The sequence below is a fragment of the Polynucleobacter sp. 35-46-11 genome, assembly GCF_002281105.1.
In genome coordinates this window covers 1-2,283 of the sequence record NZ_NCFJ01000412.1, presented here as the reverse complement: position 1 = coordinate 2,283, position 2,283 = coordinate 1, and the positions used below count along the sequence as shown (strand labels likewise).

Below are 2,283 nucleotides of genomic sequence, written 5' to 3'. Positions count from 1 at the left end.
ACCCCCTTAATCAATATAGAAAAAGAATGATGTCCATCAAAAATCAAGACTACGCTTTTGTTCGCAATAAGCTCCTCAAAAAAGAAGAGGTTGCATTCCTTGATGTGCGCGAAGAAGATCCTCATGCTCAGGAGCATCCTTTATTTGCAGCTAATTTTCCGCTATCCCGTATTGAAGTTGATGCCCTTAGCAAGCTTCCCAGAAAAGATGTGCCAATCGTTACGCTCGATGATGGCGAAGGTTCCGCGCAGCTGGCAGCACAGAGACTCTCTGAACTTGGCTACCTGGATGTATCCGTTTTTCAGGGCGGAGTAAAGGCATGGAAAGCTGCAGGCGGTGAAGTATTTAAAGATGTGAATGTGCCCAGCAAATCTTTTGGGGAGTTTGTAGAATCCAAAAGACATACGCCCTCCCTATCCGCGCAAGAAGTAAAGAAGTTGCTTGATGACAAAGAAGATGTTGTAGTGGTTGACGTGCGTCGCTTTGATGAATATCAAACCATGAGCATCCCTACTGGTATTAGCGTGCCTGGCGCCGAACTGGTTTTGCGCGTTCCTGAGCTCGCACCTAACCCAAAGACCAAGATCATCGTGAACTGCGCAGGGAGAACGCGTAGCATCTTAGGTACACAGTCCTTGATCAATGCAGGAATCCCCAATGAGGTGAATGCATTACGTAATGGCACTATTGGCTGGACCTTGGCTGGTCAAGAGCTGGATAAGGGCCAAAGTCGCAAATTTACAGAGGTGAGTGATAGCACTGCTAGTGAAGCCGCACAACGCGCACGTAGTGTTGCTGACAAAGCGGGAGTGAAGCGAGTAACGCTTGCAGATATCGCGCAGTGGAAATCCCAAACTGATCGCACTACTTATTTCTTTGATCCAAGAACACCTGAAGAATATGAGGCAGGACATCTTCCTGGATTTCGCTCAACGCCAGGCGGTCAATTGGTACAAGAAACAGAAATGGTTGTGCCTGTTCGAGGCGCTCGCATTGTTCTATCCGACCCGGGCGGCGTTAGAGCAAACATGCCCGCCTCATGGCTTGCACAGATGGCATGGGATGTCTATGTCATTGATGGCATCAAAGAATCTGATCTGACTGAGAAAGGCCCATGGAAGCAGGCCCTACCAGCATCACCAAAGATTCAAACGGTGGATGCAACCACTGCTTCTGCATGGTTGAAAAATGATGGTGACACGATTGTGATAGATCTTAGTACCCATGCAAATTATGTAAAAGGTCATATTCCGGGTGGCTGGTTTGCACTACGCTCACAGTTTTCCACTGCTATGAAAAATCTACCAACAGCAAATCGTTATGTACTTACGAGTACTACCGGTGAACTAGCGGTATTTGCTGCCAATGAAATTCAGTTGCTAACAAAGGCTAGTGTATTTGTTTTATCCAGTGGCAATAAGGCATGGATGGATGCGGGCCTTGAGATGGAAAAGGGTCCTACCCACTTAGCGTCCCCTCCGATGGATCGTTACAAGCGCCCATACGAAGGCACCAGCGTAGATCCCGCTGCTATGCAAGCTTACCTAGACTGGGAGTTTGGACTGGTAGAGCAACTTGGCAAGGATGGCACCCATCACTTCTGGGTACTTTAAATCTGATCTGAATGGTGGCGCCTTATTGGCGCCACCTCTTTTAATGCCGCCAATGTTCAGAAAAATCATCCTATTAGTTTTTGCCTTAGGGCTTTCAGCCTGCGGAAGAGAAACGTATACCACCTGGTCATGCATAGATGATGCTGGGTCCAAATCAACGATGATTTTGAAAAAGGCGCAGATGCAGTTTCAGGATCTTCAATATGGCTACTGTGGAAGCCTTGGCCCTCTGAGCTATTTTGATCTGAAGTGCCCAGGACAAATTCAGGAGTCCAGCCAAATCTTTACGCCCAGCTCAGGCAAACTGATCAGCAGCGGAAAAGAACTGAAGTGCAATGCCCTCTAAAGAACACAACCCCCTCAACCCCAAGAAACTGCTTCTGACTAAGTGGACTGCTGTAAAGCCGACACACAAACGAAAACATTTTCTGGTGAGTAAAGTCATTTTGCCGGAGTTACCAGAAGCTGCCATTGAGCTGGTTGAGCTGGAGGCCGTATTTGATAAGAGCGTTCAGGTAATTGCCTGGCGTGATTTAAAAAATACAGAGATCTGGCTCCAAGGCTGGGTGTAAAAAAGCCACCCGTATGAACTGACCCCCAAAAGTTGGACCTTATGTCCAACCAAGGGGGTTTTGTTTTATGAGCAAGTACAGTAAGCAGTTCAAGCTAA

General features: G+C 47.3%; 3 protein-coding genes. All 3 read left to right on the top strand.

What is annotated here, in order from left to right; translation table 11 throughout:
• Positions 1 to 26 precede the first annotated feature (26 nt).
• From B7Y67_RS15695 to B7Y67_RS15685, 3 genes are read left to right on the top strand one after another with little or no spacing between them, the layout of a single operon-like run.
• On the top strand, positions 27 to 1,613 hold the full coding sequence (locus tag B7Y67_RS15695; protein ID WP_293599438.1) for a rhodanese homology domain-containing protein: 1,587 nt from the start codon (positions 27 to 29) through the stop codon (positions 1,611 to 1,613).
• Complete coding sequence (locus B7Y67_RS15690; protein ID WP_293599437.1) at positions 1,576 to 1,959, top strand: hypothetical protein; 384 nt, start codon at positions 1,576 to 1,578, stop codon at positions 1,957 to 1,959. Before B7Y67_RS15695 ends, B7Y67_RS15690 begins: the two co-directional genes overlap by 38 nt.
• Positions 1,949 to 2,185: a TIGR02450 family Trp-rich protein gene (locus B7Y67_RS15685; RefSeq protein WP_293599436.1), complete on the top strand. Its 237-nt coding sequence runs from the start codon at positions 1,949 to 1,951 to the stop codon at positions 2,183 to 2,185. Before B7Y67_RS15690 ends, B7Y67_RS15685 begins: the two co-directional genes overlap by 11 nt.
• The last annotated feature ends 98 nt before the right edge of the window (positions 2,186 to 2,283 follow it).